The following is a 19,332-nucleotide window of genomic DNA, read 5'->3' on the forward strand; positions in this document are numbered from 1 at the left end:
GCCGTTGCAGCATCGCGGCCACGCGGCCAGGCGCGGGCAGGCCGCCGACAGGTCGGCGGAGGCGTCCACGCGCTCGCCGCGCCTGGGCTTCGGCGCCGTCACGAACCTGTGCGACGCCACCTCGGCGCTCACCGTCGAGGGCGACCTGCCCAGCTCCCTCGCGATCTCCCTGCACGAGGCCCCGCGCTCCAGCATCCTCTGGACCGTGTCCCGCTCGTGCCTCGTGAGCCTTCCGTAGGCCCTCGGGACCGCCCTCGCGGAGCCCCTTTTCTTCTTTCCGGACATGCCGTCCTCCGATCTCCCGGGGCCGGCCGGTCCGGCCCTCAGGGTATCGGGTTCCCACATTCATCCGCACATGTGCGGATGAATGTGGGAAGTGTTCGGATGAAGTTGATAATCAAGGCGTAATTCGTTATCGGATGGTGATGCATCACTATCAAATGTGCGGCAGTTGAGTAGTTATATGCTATAGCTAAGCTGCGAAAACTTTTATTTAGGGCATACCAACTCAAAATTGCGTCAAGTTTTTGGACAGCATTTGGTTAGACCTCTAAAACGGCTTTTCCACTCAGCGCCGTCAACACGGCATTAGCTGACACGATATATACCATGAGTATCGTATTGTCACATACCACTGCAAAAGCGGTCTACCAGGCCGCGCATTCGGTGTCTGCGAAAGGCATCGAGTCCTGTAACCCTGCCGCGATTTACGGATCATGTCCCACCGGAACGCTCCTTGACGCAGCCGCAGAATGGCTCACCAAACATGATGTTTCCCTCGACGCAAATGATTCCCTCGAGGTGATGGTGTTTGATCGCAGGAATGCGCGCTATGCAATGGACTGTCAATGCCACGTTTCTTCAAAACGATTCTCGAACTCACGCTTTATAGAGCTCAAAGATGGCATCTTCATTGTTGGCGTTGAGCTTTGCGCACTTCAGGCCGCCACCTATCTTTCTTTTCGCGAACTAGTGGAGTACTACTTTGAACTGTGCGGCGCTTATTCCCTTGGAACCGACTCTTCCACCTCCTATACCGAGCGTTTCGCGCTCACCTCGACCGAGAGGCTAAAACAGTTCTTTAATTCCATTACCAGATGCGACGGTCTGGCTCTTGCCCGAAAGGCGATCCAATGTGTGCGCGACGGATGCCGGTCTCCCATGGAAACGGCCTTTGTCATGATGCTAACGCTGCCTAAAAGCGAAGGAGGACTTGGTATTAAGGGAATTGAGACCGATTACGAGGTGCAGGTCACCGCTGCCGCAAAGAATCTCACGAGACGCAAAAAGTTCTTTATGGATGCATATCTAAAGAAATCTCGCACAGACATTGAATACAACGGTTTTTATCATGACGCGGAAGAAGACCGCGCCATCGATGAGGAGCGCAAGAATGCGCTTGCGTCCATGGGATACGGAATCATCACCGTCAGCCGTTATTCCTTTATGCATGCCAGCTCTTTTGTTAGGGTCATGGAAGCAATCCAGCGGAAAGAGGGCGTACGCCCCTCGCGTCTGCCAAAAGACTTTCAAATCATGCAAGAGGACCTGAGACAGTTTGTGCTCAGAAGGTTTATAGAAGAGAAAAAGCGAATTCAGAAGCAGCTTCGCCAGGATTCCGAAGAGCGTCAACGAATCGACCTCGAAAAAGCAACACTCGAAGGCATCACGCTGGATGACCCGACAATTAATGAAGTTGCAGCAATCGATGACATGCAGACTGTCGAATCCGACAGCCCATCATTTGCCCAAACAAGCAGTCTCACGCCCGAGGGCAAGGTCTTCGGTGCCGGAAACTAGGCCGGCTAACAAGGTGGGTACCCTAACGATGTGCAAAATTGCGAGTATTCAGCAAGGTCGGGTGTCTATCACCCTCGAGTGGATCCAAATGTGAAGCGAAATCACTCTTGCGTGAGAGCGTTAGGCAACATTTGAGGAAGAACTCATCGGATTAACACCCTAAGATAACTCTTGAACTGCATTATATGACCTGCAATAAATTAGCGGACCCCCTATAGTTGCAGAATACTCCATTTTTTGCACGGCACGAGGGTACCCACCTTGGCATCGACTATCAAAAAACGCTCAGTCCGGGATCTCGTCACCTATTCCCCATCATTTTGTACAACGAATTACCTGAACGTCATTGACATATGAACATGCACTCATATAATCGAAAGTAAATTATATGAGCGCATGTTCATATGAAAGGATATTGCAATGAGCATCCGCGTTGATGAAACGAAACTCGACATCGAGGCCACCGAACCCGCGATCCCGACCACCTGCTCGCCCGAGGACCTTCCCGACGAGGAGCTTCTCTACGACCTCGCCGACCTGTTCAAGGTCTTCAGCGACACCACGCGCATCAAGATCCTCTATGCCCTCATGGGCCGCGAGCTCTGCGTGGCAGACATCGCCGAAGCGACCGAAACCTCGCAGTCCGCGGTGTCGCACCAGCTGCGCACACTCAAGCAGTCGCACCTGGTTAAATTCCGGCGCGACGGGCGCAATATCCTCTACTCGCTCGCCGACGACCACGTCTACACCATGCTCAACCAAGGCATGAGCCACATCTGCGAATAGCGACCAACCACGGTACCAGCGCGGCCTGCACCCAAGCCGCAAATACAGAGAAAGGAACCCCCATGAAAAAGCAGTTCAAGCTCGACGAAATCGACTGCGCCAACTGTGCGCGCGAGCTTCAGGACGAGCTGGCCAAGCTCGAGGGCGTCAAATCCGTGTCCGTCAACTTCATGACCCAAAAATTGACGCTCGAAGCCGATGACGCCGAGTTCGACGAGGTACTCAACCGCGTTGTAGAGTTTACGGCCGACGCCGAGCCGGACTGCGAGATCATTCTCTAGCCCGGGTTTACGCCAACCTGCAAGGCCGCGCTTGCCGCGGCCTTTGCTCGCGAAATTATATGAGCGAGTGTTCATTCATTCAAATGGGAGGATACGAGTCATGACCACCGCCGATCCCAAAAAGAAAAAGAAGAAGCGCAAGAAGAAAGAGTCACTCGAGCATAAGCGCAACCGCATCCTGGTAGCGCTGGGCATTTTTGCCGTGGTGTACGCCCTCGATGAGTTCGGCACCCTCACCGCCGCATTCGGTACCCCGGGCGACATCTACGCCAGCTTTATGCTGTTCCTCATACCGTTTTTGATTGCCGGCTACGACGTACTGCAAAAGGCATTCAATAACATCCGCCGCGGCAAGGCCTTCGACGAGAGTTTCCTTATGGCAGTCGCGACCATCGGCGCGTTTGCCATGGTGCTCTTCCCCGATACCGACCCGCACATGGCCGAAGGCGCCGCCGTCATGCTGTTCTACCAGGTCGGCGAGCTGTTCCAGGCGTACGCCGTGGGCAAGAGCCGCAAGTCGATCAGTGCCATGATGGACATCGCGCCCGACTACGCTAACGTCGAGCAGCCCGACGGCACACTCGAGCAGGTCTTCCCCGATGACATCGCCGTCGGCACCGTGATCGTGGTCAAGCCCGGTGAGCGCGTGCCCATCGACGGCGTCATCGTCGAGGGCGAGACGCAACTCGACACCGCCGCGCTCACGGGCGAGTCAGTCCCCCGCCCCGCCAAGTCCGGCGACGATATCATCAGCGGCTGCATCAACATGACGGGGCTCATCCACGTGCGCACCACCAAGCCATTTGGCGAGTCCACTGTCGCGCGCGTCCTGGAGCTCGTAGAAAACGCCAGCGAAAAGAAGGCGCGTACCGAGAACTTCATCACGCGCTTTGCCCGCGTCTACACGCCCGCCGTCACCGGCGCGGCCGCGGTGCTCGCGCTCGGCGGCGGCCTAATCACCGGCGCCTGGTCCGACTGGATCCTGCGCGGCCTGACTTTCCTGGTCGTCAGCTGCCCGTGCGCGTTGGTGATCAGCGTCCCGCTCAGCTTCTTTGGCGGCATTGGCGGAGCCTCCAAGCTGGGCGTTCTCATCAAGGGCTCCAACTACCTCGAGACGCTCGCCGACGTGGACACCGTCGTCTTTGACAAGACGGGCACCCTCACCAACGGCACGTTCTCGGTGGTCGCGGTACACCCCGAGGCCGGCTATACCGAGCAGTCGCTGCTCGAAGTCGCAGCCCTTGCTGAGTCGTTCTCCGATCACCCCATCGCGCAGTCCGTACGTGTCGCCTACCAGGGCGTGGTCGACCCCAAGCGCGTTAGCAACTCCGCCAACGACGCGGGCCACGGCGTGACGGCAACCATCGACGGCAAGCACGTCGTCGTCGGCAACGCAAAGATGCTCGCCGCGGCCGGAGTCAAAGCACCCGATTGCGAGGTCGTCGGAACGATTCTGCATGTGCTCGTTGACGGCGTGTACGCCGGCCACATCGTGATTGCAGACACCGTCAAGGCCGATGCTGAGCAAACGATTCGCGACCTGCACGCCGCCGGTGTCAAGCGCACCGTCATGCTCACGGGCGACCGCGAGGAGGTTGCGGCGTCTGTGGCCAAGCAACTCAGTCTCGACGAGTTCCACGCGCAGCTGCTGCCGGGCGATAAGGTCGAGCGCGTCGAGGCGCTGCTTGCAACCGAGAGTGGCAAGGGCAAGCTCGCCTTTGTGGGCGACGGCATCAACGATGCGCCCGTGCTTACGCGCGCCGATGTGGGCATTGCCATGGGCGCTATGGGTTCTGACGCTGCGATCGAGGCCGCCGATGTCGTGCTCATGGACGACAAGCCGTCCAACATTTCCCGCGCGATCCGCGTGGCACGCAAGACCATGGCGATTGTCTGGCAGAACATCATCTTTGCGCTGGGCGTTAAGTTGCTGATTCTAGTGCTGGCAGCACTCGGCATCGCCAACATGTGGCTTGCCGTGTTCGGCGACGTAGGCGTGGCGATCATCGCCATCCTGAACGCCATGCGCGCGATGGGTGTCAAGAACTTGTAGCGTTCGTGGGCTGTCCGGCCGGGGCCGGGCTTGGTTTTGAAAACGTCCTCGACCAATGAAGTGCCCCCGTTCTGCTCCTTCGGAGCTACGAACGGGGGCACTTCTGGTCTGCGGAATGTTTTCAAAACCAAGCCCGGCCCCGGCCTGCGGTAACGTTGCTGGCGGTTCTTGGGCATCGCTTGCTGGTGGGGTTCCTTGTCTGAGTTGGACTTAGTTGGTGGGACCACTCATCTCGGTCGCTGTCCCGCGCCGTTCCGGCGCGGGAGGCGCGCCGCTGCGGGAGTGCTAGTCGGTCATTATTGGCGCCGAAGCACCGTCCCGTCCCAGCATCGCCCTCAGCTTCTCGAAGCTTTCCTCGCTTAGGCAGTGCTCCATGTGGCAGCCCTCTTGCGACGCGACCTCAGCCGAAACACCCGCATCCTCCAGCAGCCCCACGAAAAAGCAGTGACGCTCCCACATTTGACGAGCGACCTCCAGACCACGCTCCGTCAGATGAACATCTCGCTTGCCCATTTCGACGTAGCCGTTGTTCTCCAACGTCGCCATAGCTTTTGAAACGCTTGCCTTAGTTACGCCAAGGTACTCTGCAACATCAATCGAGCGCACGATGCCCTGACGTTGCGACAGAACGTAGATCGATTCGAGATAGTCTTCTCCGGATTCACGTAGGGCCATGGGCCGCCTTTCGCAATGATTGCTAGTTAGCCTTTGGATACTTTCCACGGCTAACTTTACCGCAAAAGTTGCCCATGTCTTACTACTTTGCCTAAAAGTTAGCCGCGTTTCACAAAACGTGCGGGACGAAAACAAAATGGGGACGCCCCGCAAGGAATGTCCCCAGGTGCCAGGTGCCGGCCCGCAGCTACACGAGTCCAAAGTGCTTCGCAGCGTTGTAGATGCCGTCGTCGTCCACGGCAGTCGTCACATAGGTCGCTGCAGCTTTCACCGTGTCCTGCGCGTTGCCCATGGCCACACTTGTGCCCACGGCCGAGAACATCGACAGGTCGTTCTCGCCGTCGCCAAAGGCAATCGCCTCGCTCGCGTCGATACCAAGCCGCTCGAGCGTCGCCGCCACGCCCAGGTCCTTGCCGCCGTTAGCGGGAATAATGTCGCAGAACAGGTCGCACCAGCGCGTGGTGAGCGAATGCGACACGGCGTCGGTCACGATATGTTCGTCGGCCGGGTCCACAAAGGCGCAGAACTGGTAGACCGGTGCGTCAAAGGCGTGCTCAAACGGCTCCTCGTGGTAGACGATTCCCGCGTTGCTGCCAGCCGTCACCACGCGCTCGGACAGGCGGTTCACAAACGAGTTCTCGCCCTGCATGCACAGCGAGTCGTAGCGCCCCTGCGCCACCTGGTCCACAATCACCGCGACGTCGTCCGGATCGATCGGACAGCTGCGGTAAACCCCCTCGGCATCAAAGCAGTGCTGACCCGAGAGCGTAATGTACGCATCCCAACCCAGGTCGAACAGCCAGTCCGGTATCTGGTAGGTCGGGCGACCCGTGGCGATCACGCACGCAATCCCCTGCTCGTGAAAGCTATCGAGCACCTGCTGCGCCGACGCCGGAATCCGGTGCGTCTTAAAGCTCAGCAGCGTGCCGTCGATATCGAAAAATGCGGCCTTGATCATCCTCGTCTACTCCTCGCCCTCGAGCTTTTCGCTCGCCTCGAGCCACGCCATCTCCAGCTCGTCCATGGCGGCGTGAGCCTCGTCGATCTTTGCCTGCTGCTCGCCGAGCGCCGTGTAGTTGGTGGGATCGACTTGGGCCATTGCTGCCTCGGCCTCCTCAACGCGGGTGCGCTGCGTCTCCATCTTGCGCTCGAGCGAACTCACCTCGCGGCGGAGCTTCTGGCGCTCGGCGTTGGACAGGCCGTTGGGCTGACCGCTCGACTTGGGCTTTTCGGCCGCAGCTGCCGCGGCACCGGTGTCGAACGTGCCGGTCTTGGCGCTCGGCGCGCCCACGGGCTCGCCCTCGGCGGTAGCGTTGCACAGGCGCAGGTACTGGTCCACGCCACCGGGCATATGCGTCAGGTGGCCGTCGAGCAGCGCCCACTGCTGGTCGGTCACGCGCTCCATCAAAAAGCGGTCGTGCGTCACCAGGATCACCGTGCCGGGCCAGCCGTCCAGCAGGTCCTCGACAATCGCGAGCATGTCGGTATCCAGGTCGTTGCCCGGCTCGTCCAGGATGAGCACGTTGGGCTCGTCCAGAATCGTCAGCAACAGCGACAGGCGACGGCGCTGGCCGCCCGAAAGATCGCCGATGCGGCTCCAGAGCTGCTGCGTCGTAAAGCCCAGGCGCTCGCAAAGCTTCTCGGGCGAAGTCTCCTTGCCGTCGATGACGTAGTACTTCTTATAGTGGCTGAGCACCTCGCGGATCGTGTCGCCCATGTAGGGCTCGAGCTCCTCGAGCTGCTGCGACAGCACGCCAAAGCGCACTGTCTGGCCAATCTTCACGCGGCCGCGCGTGGGCGCAATTTTGCCCTGGATCACATCAAGCAGCGTCGACTTGCCAGCGCCATTCTCGCCCAAAAGACCATAGCGGTCGCCCGCACCAATGAGCCAGGTCACGTCGGAGAGTACCTGCTTGGGCGCGCCGTCGGTATCGGCATAGCCGGCGTCCACGTCGACCACATCGATAACCTGCTTGCCCAGGCGGCTCACGGCTAGGCGCTTGAGCTCCAGCTCGTCACGCACGGGAGGCACGTCGGCGATGAGCTCGCGGGCAGCATCCACGCGAAACTTGGGCTTGGTGGAGCGCGCCTGGGCACCGCGGCTCAGCCACGCGAGCTCCTTGCGCGCCATGTTGCGACGACGCTCCTCGGTGACGGCGGCCATGCGGTCGCGCTCCACGCGCTGCAGGATGTATGCGGAGTAACCGCCCTCGAAGGGATCGACCTGGCCGTCATGGACCTCCCACATACTGGTGCAGACCTCGTCCAAGAACCAGCGGTCGTGCGTGACCACGAGCATGGCGCCCTGACCGCGCTGCCAGCGGGCCTTTAAGTGACGCGCAAGCCAGTTGATGGTGCGCATGTCCAGGTGGTTGGTGGGCTCGTCGAGCATGAGCACGTCGTAGTCGCCGATCAGCAGGCGCGCGAGGTCCACGCGGCGGCGCTGGCCACCCGAAAGCTCGCCCACCGTGCCTTCCCAGGGCACATCGCTAATGAGGCCGGCGAGGATCTGGCGCGTACGCGGACTCGACGCCCACTCGTACTCGGGCGTGTCGCCGACGACGGCATGATGCACCGTGTCGGTATCGACCAGGTTGTCCTTTTGGCCGAGCAGACCGATCGTGGTGCCGCGGCGATGTGTCACGCGTCCGTCGTCGGGCTCCAGCGTGCCGGCGAGCACGCTCAGCAGCGTCGACTTGCCGTCGCCGTTTTTACCGACAATACCAATGCGGTCGCCCTCGCCCACGCCGAGCGTCACGCTATCGAAAATATGCTTGGTGGGAAACTCTAGGCTGACGGAATCGCATCCCAAAAGAATCGCCATATGCCCTGCTCCTTCGTAGAAATTCAACGTTGTCCATGATAGCAGCGAGCCCCACCCCAAAACCTACCAAAAAGGGACAGGTTTATTTTGGCAGGTTTTATCTGGGCAAACGACGGAGCAGTCCAAGGGCACTCCGTGATAAAACGTTAAACCTGCCAAAATAAACCTGTCCCTTTTTGGTAGGTCGAAGGCCGCACGCGACACAAAAAGGCGGGCCATCTCGCAAAAGAGATGACCCGCCTCTCCAATCAGTCCCGTGGCGACCGTGGCCACCGCGGGCCTCAAGCATGTCCCGGACTAGGAGAACATGCCGGTGAGGTAATCATTCAGCCGCTTATCCTTGGGCCGTTGGAAAATCTCGTCAGTCTCGTCATACTCGACCATATCGCCCATGTAGAAGAACGCCGTGCGGTTGGACACGCGCGACGCCTGCTCCATGTTGTGCGTCACGATGACGATGGCGCGCTCGGCCACAATCGATGACATGAGATCCTCGATCGCCAGCGTCGAGATGGGGTCGAGCGCCGAGCAGGGCTCGTCGAACAAAATCACGTCGGGGTTGAGCGCCAGCGTGCGCGCGATGCACAGGCGCTGCTGCTGACCACCCGAAAGCGCATAGGCGCTCTTGTCGAGCTTGTCCTTGACCTCGTCCCACAGCGCCGCGCCGCGCAGGCTTTCCTCGACCATGCGGTCGAGCTCGTCGTGGTCGGTGATGCCGTGGCGCTTAGGCGCAAACATGATGTTGTCGCGAATGGACTTGCGGAACGGGTTGGGCTGCTGGAACACCATGCCAATGGAACGGCGCAGCTCGTACGTGTTCTCGGTCTTGGTGTTCACGTTGCGCCCGCGGTAGTTGATCTCGCCCTCCACGCGGCAGCCGCGAATCTCACGATTCATCAGGTTGAGGCTACGCAAGAAGGTCGACTTACCGCAGCCCGAAGGCCCGATGAGCGCCGTGATCTCGCCCTTGTGAAAGTCGAGCGACGTATTGTGCAGGGCATGGTGGTCGCCATAGTACACGTTGACGTCCTTGGTGGAGAGCACAACCTCGTCGCTCACGGCCTTGCCGCTCACGCGCACGCGCTTCTCGCTCTCCCCCACGCTCGACAGGAAGTCCTGGGTCTCGGACGCGGCCGCCTCGGTTGCGGGCGTTTCATCTATCTCGCTCATTCGGCCGTCATCTTCCTTGCCAGTTGCTTGCCCACAATGCGGGCGATTACGTTAAACAGCAGCACGCAAATCATCAGCAGTGCAGCGGTGCCCCAGACGATCTGCTGGGCCTCGGGGCTGCCCTCGCCATAGATCTTGTAGATGTGCACGGCGAGCGACTCGCCGGGACGGAACACGTTCCAGGCGCAGGTGGGGCTCGACAGGTTAAAGCTCAAGAAGTTCAGGCGAACCGGCGAGCTCATACCCGAGGTAAAAAGCAGTGCTGCGGCCTCGCCAAACACGCGACCGGCCGAAAGCACGATGCCCGTCACGATGGCAGGCATGGCCTCGGGGATCAGGATGTGCAGCGTGGCCTCCCAGCGAGTGAGGCCCATGGCCAGGCACGCATCGCGCTGGGCCTGCGGCACGTCCTCGAGCGCCTGCTGGATCACGCGCACCAGGATGGGGATGTTGAACATGGTGAGCGCGACGGCGCCGGAGATGATGGAGTACTTCCAGCCCAGCTGCACCGAGAACACCAGAAAACCGAACATGCCGACGACAATGGAAGGCAGCGAGGACAACGTCTCGATGGCGGTGGAGGCGATGTCGCGGATAGGGCCGTTCGGCGCGTACTCAACCAGGAAGACCGCTCCGCCCAGGCTGATGGGCACCGAGATGATCAGGGTGATCAGCAGCAGATAGAACGAGTCGAACAGCTGGTAGAGCACGCCGCCCTGGGTTCCGTTGGCGCGCGCGGGCTGCGTAAGAAAGCCCGGCTGGAACAACGTCGAGATGCCCTCGAACAGGATATAGGCCACCATGGAGACGACGATGAGCATGACGATGGCGGCGATCGCCGTCAGCACGCCCGTGGCGATGCGGTCCTGCTTTTGGACGCGCCCGAGTCTCGCCTCGTCGATATGGATGCGCGTGCTAGCCACGAGCCTTCGCCCCCTTGCGGCCAATGAGATGGATGATCAGGATGAAGATGAGGCTCATGCCCATCAGCAGCAGACCGAGCGCCCACAAAACATCGTCCTGGGCCGAGCCCTCGGCATAGACCGCCATGGACGTGGTGAGCGTGGTGGTGATGGTCGAGGCCGGCGACAGCAGCGACGTCGGCATGGCCTCGATGCCGCCGATAACCATGCGCACGGCGAGCGTTTCGCCAAAGGCGCGGGTCATGCCAAGGATGACCGCAGTCATGAGCGATGGCATGGCGGACTTGAGCACCACGTGCCAGATGGTCTGCCAGCGGGTGTAGCCCAGCGCGAGCGAGCCCTGACGGTAGCTGTCGGGCACGGCGCGCAGGCCATCGACCGAAAGCGTGGTCATGGTCGGCAGGATCATGACGGCCAGCACGATGGCGCCGGGCAAGATGCCCAGACCCGTGCTCACGTGGAAAACGCTCTTCATAAGGCCGACGACCACGTGAAAACCGATCAGGCCAAAGACGACCGAGGGAATGCCGGTCAAAAGCTCAATAAGCGGCTGAAAGACCTTGGAACCAAACTTAGGGCTAATCTCGACCGCAAAGATGGCAGAGCCGATGGCGATGGGCAGCGCGATGAGCGTGGAGAGCACCATGACCGCAAACGAGGTGACAATCAGGGACAGGGCGCCGGTGTAGGGCAGGCCGTTTTCGGCCGTGTTGGCCAGGTCCCACTTGGTGCCGGTGAAGAACTCGACGACCGAAACGCCATCCTTGAGAAAAGCCGAGAGGCCCTTTTGGGCGACCATAAAGATGAGCGCGGCAACGACAAGCGTCACGAGCGCTACGCACGCGCCCGTGACGCCCAGGCCCACGTTCTCAAGGTCGCGCTTTGGCAGCTGTTTTGCCATTGCAAACCTTTCCGGGGCGATTACTTATTTAGCGGAGACCTTGCCGCTGGCGTCCTTGACGACCTTCATGGCAGAGACGGGGATAAAGCCCTGTTCCTCGACGAGCTTGCCCTGGACGTCGTCGGAAAGCATGAACTCCAGGAAGGCCTTGGTGGCCTCGTCGGCGTCCTTTGCGCAGTACATGTGCTCGGTAGCCCAGATCTTAAAGGAGTCGTCGGTGACGTTTGCGCTCTTGGGCTCCACGCCCTCGACCTTAATGGCATTGAACTTGGAGTCATCGAAGTGCGAGAAGTCCAGGTAGGAGATGGCGTTGTCAGTGCTGCCCATCTGAGTCTGGACGTCACCGGACTTGTCGAGCTCGGCGTCGCCCTTAAAGTCGACGGTCTCGTCGCCAAAGACGGCGGCCTCGAAGGTGGCGCGGGTACCGGAGCCGGCCTTGCGATTGAGAACGACGATGGTGGCGTCGTCGCCGCCGACCTCCTTCCAGTTGGTGATCTGGCCGGAGAAGATACCCTTGAGCTGCTCGAGAGACAGGTCGTCGACCTTGACGTTTTTGGATACGACGGGGCCCATGCCCACGACGGCGACCTCGTGGTCGACGAGGTTCTTGACCTGGTCGGCCTCGAGCTTGGTCTCGGCGAAGACGTCGGAGTTACCGATGGTGACGGTGCCGGCGGCAACAGCGGTCAGGCCCTTGCCCGAACCGTTGCCCGAACCGGAAACGGAGACGTCCGGGTTGGCATCCATGAACTTCTCGGCAGCGGCCTCGACGAGAGCCTGGAACGAGGAGGCGCCGTCGTAGGTCACCTCGCCGGAGACGGACTCGGCAGCGGCAGCGGCACTGCCCTTGTCGGCGGCGTCGGATGCGCCGGAGCCGCCGCAACCAACAAGGCCGAGGCCCACGAAGCTGGCAAGGCCACCAGCGAGGCCGAGGAACTGACGACGAGAATAAGCCTGATCGAGCATGATCTTCCTTTCGTACATGCGACTCGCGGGCACCCTGCCCGCTTTGCTGTTTGGAAAGATACGGCCCCGATCGGGCAGCGCCCGCGCCAACTGCAGTTTCTTACGGTCATTTGATAGACCCTTACCGCAGGCGCGGCTCGGCTTTACAAACGAATAACAAACCCGCCGCCAAGCATGGCCCGCCTTTTACACCAATAAAAACAAAGTTGCGGTGAAATAGTTCCTGCTTGGCCATCAAATGGCCCATTCTAGGAACTATTCCACCGCAACTTAGATTGGGAAACCGCGAAACCTTAAAGCTCTAATTCATTCAAACGGAGGATCGCAACAATGTAGATCTTGAGCGCCTGCTTGAGCTGTTCCTCGTTGGCGCACTCGTTGGGACCGTGCATCTGGCCGCCCCATGCGGGCAGCTCCAGACCGGTCTCCTCGGGGCCAAACGACACGGCGCGGGCAAAGTTGCGCGCGTACGTACCGCCGCCCATGGCAAAGGGCTCAGCATGCTTGCCCGTAAACTCGTTATAGGTATCAATAAGCGCCTTCACGGCCGGATCGTCGGCAGACACCGAGAACGGCACCTTCGCGCGACCCAGCTGGCACGTCACGCCAAAACGGCCCACGAGCGGGTCGAGCTGCTCGCGGATAGTATCGGCACTCGTGCTGTCGGGGAAGCGCACGTCGATGACCTGCTCAATATGGCCATCCGCCACGCGGATGACGCCAGCGTTGCAGGTAAGCGGGCCAAACGCCGGGCTCGTCGCGTCGATACCCAGGCCGCGGCCATAGGCGTCCGCATGCACAAAGGCCAGGAACTTGACGAACTCATGCTCGGCAGGCGTCAGCAGGCGCTCGTCGCGTGCACCAAACGCGTCCTCGGCCTCGCGCAGATACGACACGATCAGGCCGACGGCATTGATCGTTCCCTCGGGCATCGAAGCATGGCCACCGATACCGTGGGCGAAAATCTGCGCATGGCCATTATCAAGCGCCGTGATCTCCAGACGATCGGCGTTCTCGACCGGCGCCGGCAGCTCATCGGCGGCAATCGCGAGCTCGCAGATGGACTGCGACGGAATGGCATTGCTCGCCTCGGAGCCGCTCCACGACACGATGCGCCCGCCGTCGATCTTGGGGCTCACGAACGTCGCCCCAAACTGGCCCTTCTCGGCATTGCAGACCGGGAACTCGGCATCGGGCGTAAACAAAAAGTCGGGGTCTGCGTGATTCTCCAGATAATGGTGAACGTCGGACATGCCCACTTCCTCATCGCAGCCCAGCAGCGCGCGGAAGGTATAGCGCGGCACAATGCCGTGCTTGAGCAGGTAGGCACCGGCGTAGAGCGACAACACCGCCGGACCCTTGTCGTCAATCACGCCACGGCCGAGCAGCCAGCCCTCGCGACGCTCCATCGCAAACGGGTCGGTGTTCCAGCCGGGGCCGGCGGGCACCACGTCCACGTGGCAGATGGTCGCGAGCTGCTTGTCGCCGCGGCCAGGGATATCGGCAATGCCCACATAGCCCTCGTCGTCGCTCGTCTGGTAGCCGAGCTTCTGCGCAATGCCGAGCGCGCAATCGAGCGCATCACGGACCGGGCGGCCAAACGGCGCACCGGGCTCTGCGTCGGCAGCAACGGCTACGGACGGATAACTCACCAGCTGCTCGATATCGGCGACGACATCTTCCCAGACCTCGTCGACATACTCAGCGACGCTCTGCTCCACCTGATTCATGGACGACCTCCTTACCAATGAGGGGCGAGCGTGCCCGCCCCTCACATCACATACTTATATAGCGAAAAGTTTAGCAAGCTCGGCCGCCGAGTGCACCACCGCATCGGCACCCGCGGCCTCGTGCTCCCCCGGCGCCGCCGCGCCCGAATAGATGCCGATACACGGCACACCCATCGCGTGCGCGCCCTCCACATCGTTAAAGCGGTCGCCGATCATCACGGCCTCGTCGGCCGTCGCACCGAGCGCCGCCAGCGCATCGCGAACCGAATCTGCCTTGGTCTCGCGCCCCTGCGGCGGATTCATGCCAACCACGGCTTCGAACTGGCAAAGCCCCAGCTCATGCACCATATCGATGCACTTCGCCTCCATGCGCGACGTCGCCACGGCCATACGCTTGCCCTGGGCGGTCAACCCATCCAGCAGCTCGGGAATCCCATCGAACACGGGGTACTCCTCCGGCCCCAGCTCATCAAAAAAGGCACGGTACTCGTCGGCCACCACAAGCGACTCCTCGCGGGAAAAGCCGTAAAAGTCGTGGAAGCTCTTCCACAGGGGCGGCCCGATCATGCGGCGCAGGTCACCCATCTGCGCCTCAGAAAACCCGCGCGCAGCCAGCGTCTTGCGCGTCGAGGTCATCACCGCCCGGCCCGTATCTGCCACCGTGCCGTCAAAATCGAACAGCACAATCGGCCGTCTGCATATCTCCAGCGCCTCCATCGGCATCCCTCTTCCCCAGTTGGTGATTTCCACACTTACACTTCAAACTGTTGACTATTCAACAAATAAAGCTGGCAATGTGGAACGACTCCACTATACTTGTCGCACTTTGCTCTCAGAAGGCGGCGCGCAAGCGCCCCAACGAAAGGTGCAATTATGTCTTTTGCCATCATAACCGACTCCACGTCGGACATCTCCCCCGCCCGCGCCCAAGAGCTCGGCATTTACGTGATTCCGCTGCATGTAATTATCGAAGGTGAGGACCTGCTCGACCAGGTGCAGATCACCGCCGAGGAGTACGTCGCCCGCATGGCAGGCTCCGAGCAGCTACCGCACACCTCGCAGCCGAGCGCCGGTGAGTTCAAGGCGCTCTTTGATCGCGTGCTCGCCGACGGCCACGACAGCGCCATCTTTATCTCGCTGTGCAGCGAGTGGTCCGCCTGCTATGCCAACGCCAGCCTGACGGCCGAAACGCACGAGCTCGACGTGCGCTGCATCGACTCGCGCACCGGCTCGGGCGCCGAGGGCCTGCTGGTGGAGTACGCGCTGGCCATGCGCGAGGACGGCCGCAGCCTGGACGAGACCGAGGCGCAGATCCGCGCGACGCTGCCCGACGCCCACCTGCTGCTGATTCCCCGCACGCTCGAAAACCTCGTTAAGAACGGCCGCGCACCTAAACTCGCCGGCCAGCTCACGCAAATGCTCAACATTCGCCTAGCCGTTTCGCCGGAGTGGAAATCGGGCGAGATCAAGGCCATCAAGAAGGGCCGCGGCGCCAAGCGCATCGTCGCCAACACCATGGCCGACTGCCTCGCGTTTTTGGCTGAACACCCGGGTTCGAGCGTGCGCGTACTCACGACCGGCGCCGCCGAGGAGCACGAGCTCGTCAACCAGGCGCTCGCAGGCCAGAACTACGTAGACGCCGGCACCGGCCCCATCGGCTGCACCATCGCGACCCACGTAGGCGTCGACGCCATCGCCATCAGCTACTGCCCGCGCTACCAGCCAACTCGCTAGGGACGCCCACATCAGTTGCGGTGGAATAGGGACTGTTTTTGGCTTATCAGCCGCAAATCAATCCCTATTCCACCACAACTTGGAAATCGGCGATCAGCCCAGCGGACCCTGAAACAGCTCCTGATGAGTGCCCATTCTCACCAGCCTAATCATTGGGTTAGTCTTATGGGGAAGATAAAGAACGACCACATCGACCAAGCCATCGGATAGGTGGAAATCGATGTGGCCGTTGTAGTTTCCGCCCGGGTTTGAGAGCTCGTGGGCGCCATACTCCGCCGGAAGTGACCCATGAGCCACAAGCTCTGCAACCGCCGCTTTAAACTCACTTTTTAGCTGCGGATGCATGCGCATCGTTCGTTTGTAGTCCACCTTAAATTGAGCCTCGACTTTAATCTCGAACATCGCTATTCCTCATCGAGGAATGACATAAGCTCATCAGCGTTATTGAATGACGGGCTATCGTCCGGCAAAATCCCCAACTCATGAGCCTCGGCGATCACCATGGCACGCCTCGTCGCCTCGTTGGGCACCTCCGCCCTTCCTACAATCTCAAAAGGAATCTTTCGCTGATTTACCAGCTGCCGAACGGCAAGATTGAGATAGGAATTGAGGCTGAGGCCGACCGAATCCAAGAACTCAGTCGCCTGCTCCTTGAGCCCCTCTTCGATTCGAACCGTCGTAGGCTTAACTGTTGCTGTAGACATTTGCGACCTCCTCGCCCTCGTCTTTTACACCAGTATACCCAATATAAATGGCAATCTGATGTTAAATAACATCAGATTGCCATGCGTATTCATGTCGCGTGGGCACGATTGATCTACATCAGCCCGCTCAGGGCGATGTCGACGGCTTCGTTGAGGTCGTCGGTGATGTGCACGAGCTCGGGATCGAGCGGGCTGATCATACCGGCGTCCAGCACCGGACCGTTAAGCCAGTCGAATAGGCCCTGCCAGTACTCGCTGCCTACCAGCACAAGCGGCATGCGCTTGACCTTGTGCGTTTGCACCAGCGTGAGCACCTCGAACATCTCGTCGAGCGTGCCAAACCCGCCGGGAAACACAATAGCGCCCGAGCTGTATTTGACGAACATGGTCTTGCGCACAAAGAAGTAGCGGAAGTCCATACCGAGGTTCACGTATTTGTTGAGCCCCTGCTCGTGCGGCAGTTCAATGCCCAAACCAACTGACTTGCCGTTGACGCTCGCCGCTCCCCTGTTGGCCGCCTCCATGATGCCGGGGCCGCCACCGGTGATAACCGCCACGCCGCGCTGGGCAATCTTACGGCCGACCGTGCGCGCCGCCTTGTAGAGCGGATCGGTCTTGGGCGTGCGGGCGCTACCGAAGATGGTCACCGCAGGTCCGAGCTCGGCAAGCGCGCCAAAGCCGTCGACAAACTCGGCCTGGATGCGCAGTACGCGCCACGGATCGGCATGCAGCCAGTCGGTCGACTCCTCAGGCGCCAGCAGGTTGGCGTACGTATTGTCCTTAGGAATCATGGGGCCGCGCATGACCACGGGGCCGCGGCGGTACGTCTCGTCGTAGGCCGGCTCGCCCTCGACGTTCTCATTCTTAATCATGGGTACTCCTATCGAGAAAAAGAAAACGGGCGGGGTCGACGCCATGCGTCAAACACCCGCCCGAACATCAACTATTCGGTATGGTACCCACGATGCATCATGCGCTTGCAAGGCAGCGGTCAGCGGTCGTAGCTCTTAGTAATCCACCGCCGCAGGGCTGTTCATCCAGTCGCTCACAAACGTGCCGTAGCGGCCCTCGATAATGGCCTGGCGGGCACGCTGCATAAGGTTGAGCAGGTAGTAGATGTTGTGCATCGACAGCAGAATGCCGCCGAGCATCTCCTTCTGCGTGACCATGTGGCGAATGAGCGCGCGGCTGTAGCCGCCCGTGCACACCGGGCAGGTGCAGGTGGGGTCGATGGGACCATCGTCGTGCGCAAAGCGCGCGTTGCGGAAGTTAAGGCGACCTTCACTGGAGAACGCCGTACCCATGCGGCCAGTGCGCGTCGGCAGTACACAGTCGAACATGTCGATGCCCACACCCACACCGCGCACGAGGGTGGTGGGGTTGCCGACGCCCATCAGGTAGCGCGGCTTGTGCTTGGGCATGTACTCGCTTACGAGCGGTGCCAGAGTCTCGAACATAGTCTCGTGGTCCTCGCCCACCGAGTAGCCGCCAATGCCGTAACCGGGAAAGTCGCCGCACTCCTCCAGATGGCGCAGCGAGCGCAAGCGCAGATCTAGGTGCATGCCGCCCTGAACAATGCCAAAGAGTGCCTGGTCATCGCGGGTGTGCGCCTTGTAGCAGCGCTCGGCCCACATGCTCGACAGCTCCACGGCGCGCTCAACGTAAGCGCGCGTGGCGGGATAGCCTGGGCACTGGTCCAGCTGCATGCAGATGTCGGAGCCGAGCTTCATGGCGATTTCCATGTTGTCCTCGGGTGTCCAGAACACGTGGCGGCCGTCGTAGTCGTTGACGATAAAGCGCACGCCCTCGTCGGTGAGCTTGACGGCGTCGTTGTGGCTGAAGACCTGGAAACCGCCCGAGTCGGTGAGGATGGGGCCGTGCCAGTTCATGAACTTGTGCAGGCCGCCCAGCTCGGCGATGGTGTCCTCACCGGGACGCATAGACAGGTGATAGGTATTGGCAAGCACGAACTGGGCGCCGAGCTGTTTGACGGTCTCGGTAGGAATGCCCTTGACGTTTGCCTTGGTGCCCACGGGCATGAAGATCGGCGTCTCGATGTCACCGTGCGGGGTGTGCAGCACGCCGGCACGCGCATGCGTCGTCGGATCCTCGGCGATCAGGTCGAATTTAAAAAGGCTCTGGTCCATAAACTGGAACTCCTTGGTTGCGGTTCATACGCAAACCATTATACGGGCAACCCGTAAGAAGCACCGACTCGACAGAAACTAGTGCAAAGGAAACCTGCCCCCTGCACCAATGCACCAGGATAAAAATGATCCGTTTTCCTCCGTCCCCAACGGATCATTTCCGACAGACACTATGACCCAATCCGAGGGCACTAAAAAGACAGGAGCCCCCGCTCGTGACCGCGGGTCGGGGCTGCGACAATGATGTTGAAGTGCCATAGGCGCAGCCGCGCCGCAACGAGGTTGGGAGGCTCCCATGCCAAAGTATTCTACCGCGTTCGGGATGGACGTCCACCTGAGGTCGACCACCGTCTGCGCCCTCGACGCGGACACCGGCGAGGCCGTGACGAGGAGGTTCCCCGGCAACCCCTGGGGCGAGATCGCCGGGTGGATGGATGGGTTCCCCGGGCCGTCGCTCGCGGCCTACGAGAGCGGCTACCTCGGCTTCGCCCCGCAAAGGGAGCTCGCCGGGCTCGGCGTCGAGTGCGTCGTCGCCGCGGTCTCGAAGATCCCCAGGTCGGCCGCCGACTCGGCCTCCAAGAACGACAGGAACGACGCCGCCAGGATGGCCAAGGCGATACTCGCCCACGACATCTCCC

19 protein-coding genes and 1 pseudogene are annotated in these 19,332 nt (G+C 60.7%); 6 read left to right on the forward strand and 14 right to left on the reverse strand.

Going from position 1 to position 19,332, the window contains the following annotated elements; genetic code table 11:
- Positions 1 to 345, reverse strand: a 345-nt coding sequence (locus HMPREF9463_RS11565; RefSeq protein WP_369796796.1) for a helix-turn-helix domain-containing protein, incomplete at its 3' end; no start/stop codon positions are given.
- 264 nt (positions 346 to 609) lie between these two features.
- Here HMPREF9463_RS11565 and HMPREF9463_RS03610 point away from each other — a divergent pair.
- The 4 genes from HMPREF9463_RS03610 to HMPREF9463_RS03625 all read left to right on the forward strand — a co-directional run bounded on the left by HMPREF9463_RS03610 (position 610) and on the right by HMPREF9463_RS03625 (position 4,920).
- The gene (locus tag HMPREF9463_RS03610) at positions 610 to 1,800 is read left to right on the forward strand and encodes a hypothetical protein (RefSeq protein ID WP_035137283.1); all 1,191 of its coding nucleotides are present in this window, start codon (positions 610 to 612) and stop codon (positions 1,798 to 1,800) included.
- A gap of 420 nt (positions 1,801 to 2,220) precedes the next feature.
- Complete coding sequence (locus HMPREF9463_RS03615) at positions 2,221 to 2,586, forward strand: ArsR/SmtB family transcription factor (RefSeq protein WP_035137284.1); 366 nt, start codon at positions 2,221 to 2,223, stop codon at positions 2,584 to 2,586.
- Between the two features lie 62 nt (positions 2,587 to 2,648).
- Complete coding sequence (locus HMPREF9463_RS03620) at positions 2,649 to 2,867, forward strand: cation transporter (RefSeq protein ID WP_035137286.1); 219 nt, start codon at positions 2,649 to 2,651, stop codon at positions 2,865 to 2,867.
- 100 nt (positions 2,868 to 2,967) lie between these two features.
- Positions 2,968 to 4,920 carry a heavy metal translocating P-type ATPase gene (locus tag HMPREF9463_RS03625; protein ID WP_052044060.1) on the forward strand — a complete coding sequence of 651 codons (1,953 nt, stop codon included), beginning with the start codon at positions 2,968 to 2,970 and terminating at the stop codon, positions 4,918 to 4,920.
- A gap of 285 nt (positions 4,921 to 5,205) precedes the next feature.
- Here HMPREF9463_RS03625 and HMPREF9463_RS03630 read toward each other — a convergent pair whose 3' ends face one another.
- The 9 genes from HMPREF9463_RS03630 to HMPREF9463_RS03670 all read right to left on the reverse strand — a co-directional run bounded on the left by HMPREF9463_RS03630 (position 5,206) and on the right by HMPREF9463_RS03670 (position 14,859).
- Positions 5,206 to 5,595, reverse strand: a complete 390-nt coding sequence (locus HMPREF9463_RS03630) for a metal-dependent transcriptional regulator (protein WP_035137287.1) — start codon at positions 5,593 to 5,595, stop codon at positions 5,206 to 5,208.
- Positions 5,596 to 5,782: 187 nt separating this feature from the next.
- Positions 5,783 to 6,553, reverse strand: a complete 771-nt coding sequence (locus HMPREF9463_RS03635; RefSeq protein ID WP_035137289.1) for a Cof-type HAD-IIB family hydrolase — start codon at positions 6,551 to 6,553, stop codon at positions 5,783 to 5,785.
- A gap of 6 nt (positions 6,554 to 6,559) precedes the next feature.
- On the reverse strand, positions 6,560 to 8,419 hold the full coding sequence (locus HMPREF9463_RS03640) for an ABC-F family ATP-binding cassette domain-containing protein (RefSeq protein WP_035137294.1): 1,860 nt from the start codon (positions 8,417 to 8,419) through the stop codon (positions 6,560 to 6,562).
- A gap of 297 nt (positions 8,420 to 8,716) precedes the next feature.
- Positions 8,717 to 9,589 carry a phosphate ABC transporter ATP-binding protein PstB gene (pstB, locus tag HMPREF9463_RS03645; protein WP_148334158.1) on the reverse strand — a complete coding sequence of 291 codons (873 nt, stop codon included), beginning with the start codon at positions 9,587 to 9,589 and terminating at the stop codon, positions 8,717 to 8,719.
- Entirely contained in the window at positions 9,586 to 10,512 is a 927-nt protein-coding gene (gene pstA / locus HMPREF9463_RS03650) for a phosphate ABC transporter permease PstA (protein ID WP_084591769.1), read from the reverse strand. The genes pstB and pstA overlap by 4 nt, the downstream gene beginning before the upstream one ends.
- Positions 10,505 to 11,413 (reverse strand): phosphate ABC transporter permease subunit PstC, encoded by a 909-nt coding sequence (gene pstC / locus HMPREF9463_RS03655; protein ID WP_035137298.1) that lies wholly within the window; start codon positions 11,411 to 11,413, stop codon positions 10,505 to 10,507. The genes pstA and pstC overlap by 8 nt, the downstream gene beginning before the upstream one ends.
- A gap of 24 nt (positions 11,414 to 11,437) precedes the next feature.
- A complete protein-coding gene (locus HMPREF9463_RS03660; protein WP_035137301.1) occupies positions 11,438 to 12,379 on the reverse strand; it encodes a phosphate ABC transporter substrate-binding protein in 942 nt (313 codons plus the stop codon).
- A 293-nt stretch (positions 12,380 to 12,672) separates the two neighbouring features.
- On the reverse strand, positions 12,673 to 14,109 hold the full coding sequence (locus HMPREF9463_RS03665) for a M20 family metallopeptidase (RefSeq protein WP_035137304.1): 1,437 nt from the start codon (positions 14,107 to 14,109) through the stop codon (positions 12,673 to 12,675).
- Positions 14,110 to 14,163: 54 nt separating this feature from the next.
- Positions 14,164 to 14,859, reverse strand: coding sequence for an HAD hydrolase-like protein (locus HMPREF9463_RS03670; protein WP_232219745.1), 696 nt, complete (start codon positions 14,857 to 14,859; stop codon positions 14,164 to 14,166).
- Between the two features lie 123 nt (positions 14,860 to 14,982).
- On the opposite strand from HMPREF9463_RS03670, the gene HMPREF9463_RS10390 reads away from it, so the two are divergent.
- On the forward strand, positions 14,983 to 15,843 hold the full coding sequence (locus HMPREF9463_RS10390; protein WP_052044061.1) for a DegV family protein: 861 nt from the start codon (positions 14,983 to 14,985) through the stop codon (positions 15,841 to 15,843).
- A gap of 93 nt (positions 15,844 to 15,936) precedes the next feature.
- Here HMPREF9463_RS10390 and HMPREF9463_RS03685 read toward each other — a convergent pair whose 3' ends face one another.
- From HMPREF9463_RS03685 to tgt, 4 genes are all read right to left on the reverse strand, one after another.
- Positions 15,937 to 16,245 carry a type II toxin-antitoxin system RelE/ParE family toxin gene (locus tag HMPREF9463_RS03685; RefSeq protein WP_035137310.1) on the reverse strand — a complete coding sequence of 103 codons (309 nt, stop codon included), beginning with the start codon at positions 16,243 to 16,245 and terminating at the stop codon, positions 15,937 to 15,939.
- A gap of 2 nt (positions 16,246 to 16,247) precedes the next feature.
- On the reverse strand, positions 16,248 to 16,547 hold the full coding sequence (locus HMPREF9463_RS03690; protein WP_022093815.1) for a type II toxin-antitoxin system RelB/DinJ family antitoxin: 300 nt from the start codon (positions 16,545 to 16,547) through the stop codon (positions 16,248 to 16,250).
- Positions 16,548 to 16,660: 113 nt separating this feature from the next.
- Positions 16,661 to 17,419, reverse strand: a complete 759-nt coding sequence (locus HMPREF9463_RS03695) for an LOG family protein (protein ID WP_035137311.1) — start codon at positions 17,417 to 17,419, stop codon at positions 16,661 to 16,663.
- A 135-nt stretch (positions 17,420 to 17,554) separates the two neighbouring features.
- Positions 17,555 to 18,694: a tRNA guanosine(34) transglycosylase Tgt gene (gene tgt / locus HMPREF9463_RS03700; protein ID WP_035137312.1), complete on the reverse strand. Its 1,140-nt coding sequence runs from the start codon at positions 18,692 to 18,694 to the stop codon at positions 17,555 to 17,557.
- A gap of 295 nt (positions 18,695 to 18,989) precedes the next feature.
- Here tgt and HMPREF9463_RS11085 point away from each other — a divergent pair.
- A pseudogene (locus tag HMPREF9463_RS11085) lies at positions 18,990 to 19,332 on the forward strand (IS110 family transposase); the annotation flags it as partial.

It is taken from the genome of Collinsella sp. 4_8_47FAA (genome assembly GCF_000763055.1).
Classification (GTDB): Bacteria; Actinomycetota; Coriobacteriia; order Coriobacteriales; family Coriobacteriaceae; genus Collinsella.

Coding starts and splice junctions, on each gene's coding strand:
- HMPREF9463_RS03610 (WP_035137283.1), top strand. CDS start 610: ATGAGTATCGTATTGTCACATACCACTGCAAAAGCGGTCTACCAGGCC.
- HMPREF9463_RS03615 (WP_035137284.1), top strand. CDS start 2,221: ATGAGCATCCGCGTTGATGAAACGAAACTCGACATCGAGGCCACCGAA.
- HMPREF9463_RS03620 (WP_035137286.1), top strand. CDS start 2,649: ATGAAAAAGCAGTTCAAGCTCGACGAAATCGACTGCGCCAACTGTGCG.
- HMPREF9463_RS03625 (WP_052044060.1), top strand. CDS start 2,968: ATGACCACCGCCGATCCCAAAAAGAAAAAGAAGAAGCGCAAGAAGAAA.
- HMPREF9463_RS03630 (WP_035137287.1), bottom strand. CDS start 5,595: ATGGCCCTACGTGAATCCGGAGAAGACTATCTCGAATCGATCTACGTT.
- HMPREF9463_RS03635 (WP_035137289.1), bottom strand. CDS start 6,553: ATGATCAAGGCCGCATTTTTCGATATCGACGGCACGCTGCTGAGCTTT.
- HMPREF9463_RS03640 (WP_035137294.1), bottom strand. CDS start 8,419: ATGGCGATTCTTTTGGGATGCGATTCCGTCAGCCTAGAGTTTCCCACC.
- pstB (WP_148334158.1), bottom strand. CDS start 9,589: ATGAGCGAGATAGATGAAACGCCCGCAACCGAGGCGGCCGCGTCCGAG.
- pstC (WP_035137298.1), bottom strand. CDS start 11,413: ATGGCAAAACAGCTGCCAAAGCGCGACCTTGAGAACGTGGGCCTGGGC.
- HMPREF9463_RS03660 (WP_035137301.1), bottom strand. CDS start 12,379: ATGCTCGATCAGGCTTATTCTCGTCGTCAGTTCCTCGGCCTCGCTGGT.
- HMPREF9463_RS03665 (WP_035137304.1), bottom strand. CDS start 14,109: ATGAATCAGGTGGAGCAGAGCGTCGCTGAGTATGTCGACGAGGTCTGG.
- HMPREF9463_RS10390 (WP_052044061.1), top strand. CDS start 14,983: ATGTCTTTTGCCATCATAACCGACTCCACGTCGGACATCTCCCCCGCC.
- HMPREF9463_RS03685 (WP_035137310.1), bottom strand. CDS start 16,245: ATGTTCGAGATTAAAGTCGAGGCTCAATTTAAGGTGGACTACAAACGA.
- HMPREF9463_RS03690 (WP_022093815.1), bottom strand. CDS start 16,547: ATGTCTACAGCAACAGTTAAGCCTACGACGGTTCGAATCGAAGAGGGG.
- HMPREF9463_RS03695 (WP_035137311.1), bottom strand. CDS start 17,419: ATGATTAAGAATGAGAACGTCGAGGGCGAGCCGGCCTACGACGAGACG.
- tgt (WP_035137312.1), bottom strand. CDS start 18,694: ATGGACCAGAGCCTTTTTAAATTCGACCTGATCGCCGAGGATCCGACG.